This window comes from Tunicatimonas sp. (genome assembly GCF_049647865.1).
Classification (GTDB): Bacteria; Bacteroidota; Bacteroidia; order Cytophagales; family Cyclobacteriaceae; genus Tunicatimonas.
Genome location: NZ_JBARYM010000028.1, coordinates 1 through 3,257, shown reverse-complemented (window position 1 = coordinate 3,257; position 3,257 = coordinate 1). Strand labels below are relative to the sequence as shown.

At 44.1% G+C, this 3,257-nt stretch carries 2 protein-coding genes; both read left to right on the top strand.

The genetic code is table 11. The features are described 5' to 3' along the window. Window positions 1-2,556 (top strand): SusC/RagA family TonB-linked outer membrane protein (locus WBA23_RS01165; RefSeq protein ID WP_424580399.1); only part of this gene is annotated, 2,556 nt, incomplete at its 5' end. 21 nt (window positions 2,557-2,577) lie between these two features. Further along, window positions 2,578-3,257: RagB/SusD family nutrient uptake outer membrane protein (locus tag WBA23_RS01160; protein WP_424580398.1), on the top strand; the 680-nt coding region annotated here is incomplete at its 3' end.

Here is a 3,257-nt window from a genome sequence, read left to right as displayed (position 1 = left end):
GCTTATGGAGTAGTTTTAGTAACTACCAAAAGCGGTAAAGGAGATAAGATTACAGTGAATGTCGGGGCAGAATTTGCTATGTCTAGTCCCATATTATTTATTGATCCTATTACTGATCCTCATCAATTTGTTTTGGCTCGAAATCAAGCCAATATCCGAACCAACGGTGCCCCTGCTTACGATCCGGATTACGTTGAAGGAACAAGACGATGGGTTGAGAATCCTACCGAAGAGAATGCTTGGGGTGTTTTTAATGGTCAGCTTCGATTCTACGGATTTAACAATTACCAAGACCGTTTAATTACCGACTTTGCTCCTCAAAATAAATACGACGTGAGTGTCTCCGGATCGTCGGAAAAAGCTTCTTATTACGCATCATTTGGTTTCCTAAGTAAAGATGGTTATCTGAAAAATGATGATAAGAACGAAACATTTCGGCGTTATAATATGCTGCTAAAAGGTAATTTTGAAGTAACCGACTGGTTAAGTTTAGATAGCCGGGCGTTGATCACTAGAGAACAAAGCAATAAGCCCCGTTTTTATAACTGGGATGTAAACGTTAATACTTCGGCGCGTCAAGATCCATTAGATCCCCTTCAATTTCCTGATCTACCGTTTTATTTGGAACCGGGCGACCGAGGCGATTTTGAGCAGTACATCGGTATGTACTTCGCTGGTACCAACTTTTTACCTTATCTGGAAAACGGAGGACGTGATACCTGGACGAGAAATGATATTATTTTAACGCAAGGGGCATCGTTAAATCCTATTCCCGGTCTGAATATACGCGGGGAATTTTCGGCTAACCTTACTCACCAAGATCGTCAGCAGGTTAACAGTAAAATTGATGTTATTGAAAACCGCGATTTGGCGGGAGGGTTGGAAATTGGTAACGGATTTAGCGGTAATGACTGGATTGATAATCGTACGGATACCGATCAGTACTACGTTATCAATACCTTCGCCGATTATACCATCGATCAGGGCCAACACTACCTAAAAGCGATGGTTGGCTTCAATCAAGAGTGGGGTCAATTTGATTTTTCCCGGGCGCGCTCCTACAGCTTAATCACTCCGGCTATTACGGATATTAATGCGACTGTTGGAAACCAAGAAGCCTACGGTGGAAAAGAACACACCGCTTTGCGCGGAGCATTTTATCGATTGAACTACATCTTTGATGACCGTTATTTGATAGAAACGAATGGCCGCTACGACGGAACTTCTCGTTTTCCAGAGAATGACCGATTTGGTTTCTTCCCTTCGGTTTCGGTTGGATGGAGAATATCCGAAGAAGGATTTATGGCAGGAACATCTTCTTGGTTAGATAACTTAAAGTTACGGGCTTCTTACGGTCAACTAGGAAACCAGCTCATATTTGAAAGGAATGGTACCACACCAATTTACTATCCTTACATCGCTACGTTAGGATCGGGCAACTCACCCTATATGATGACCGCTGGATCTCGTACGCCCTTTGTAGAGGCACCCGGATTAATAAGTCCTACTCTTACTTGGGAGACTGTAGTATCCCAAAATTTAGGATTAGACTTTACTATGTTCGGCAACCGCTTAGATGTATCGTTTGACGTATATACTCGGGATACCCGCGATATGCTTACTACCGTAGAATTCCCATCTATTTTGGGGACCGATGCTCCGCAGCAAAATGCGGCTGATCTGCAAACCCGAGGTTGGGAACTAGCGGCTACTTGGCAAAACCGAGTAAATAACAACTGGAATTACAGTATTACTCTAGCGCTATCAGATAACGTTACGGAAATCACCAAATACGATAATCCTACTGGGGTTCTTCCTAATCCAAGTGATAATAATACTGAGTACTACGAAGGTCAAATAGTTGGTGAGCGCTGGGGTTACGAAACGCAAGGTATTTTTCAAACCGAAGATGAAGTAGCTAATGCTGCCAATCAAGAGCAAATTCCTAATGGTTCCAATTGGCGCCCAGGTGACATTCGCTACGCCGACCTAAATGGTGACGGATTTATTAATGTGGGCGAAAACACACTTTCTGATCCGGGCGATCAACGAATTATTGGCTACGAAACTCCTCGTTACAACTTCGGTGTAAACAGTACTGTTGGATGGAAAGCTTTCACGTTAAATGTGTTCTTCCAGGGCCTATTGCAGCATGACTATTTTCCACCGAATGGTAACTGGGTAGCGTTCTATCCGTTCAACGCTGGGCACGTAGAGAATTACTACCTCACTGATACGTGGAGTGAAACTAATCGGGACGCGTATTTTCCTGCCCCCCACATTTCTACTAATACTAAGCAGAACTTGCAACCTCAGAGTAGATTTGTGCAAGATGGAGCTTACGTGCGCTTGAAGAACCTTACGCTAGCGTATAATTTACCGCAAAACCTGGCAAACCGAGTAGGGATGACGAATGCTCAAATCTATTTTGCCGGTCAAAATATGTGGGAATTTACCCGAATGCGTCGGCCATTAGATCCTGAAATTCGTCCAACGTTAACGCAGGAATACTATAAGCAGCGTACTTACTCAATGGGTATACGCGTATCCTTTTAATTACTCTAAAAGAGAAATAAGATGAAAAATTATATTTTAAAAATGACGGTAGCGTTGTCAGTCATCATGTTTGGCTGCAACGATGAGTTCTTGGATCGTCAGCCGCTGGATGAAATCAGCAACGAAGCATTCTGGAACACCGAAAACGACCTTCGAGTGTACAATAATAGCCTGTACGATATGGCTAGAAATGACAATGACGTTCCCATTTTAATGGGGCACCACGATGGCTTTAGTAGTCACCGTTGGGGAATTTGGCACTTAGCCGGTTTATCCGATAATACGGCTCCTCGCCACCCCCGCCACGATTTTTACCAAAGAATTCGGGCCGGAAGACACCAAGTTCCAGATAACGATGGTCAGCAGTGGTTTGGCTATAAAGGTTGGGATTTCGTGCGAGCGATTAACTTCGGCATGGAAAACTACGATAAAGCTGATGTAACCGACGAAGTGCGAAATCAGTATATTGCCGAAGCCCGATTGTTTAGAGGCTGGTTTTACGGTGAAAAGGCCCAAAAATTTGGTGACGTGCAGTGGGTAGGACAAACCTTGAACATTGATGATGAGGAAATACTAAACGGCGAACGAGATGACCGGGCGTTCGTGATGGGTAAAGTGTTAGAGGATCTACAGTTTGCCACGCAAAATCTTCCCGACGACTGGGGTGATGGTAACGCCCCCGGTCGGTTGAATCGCTGGGC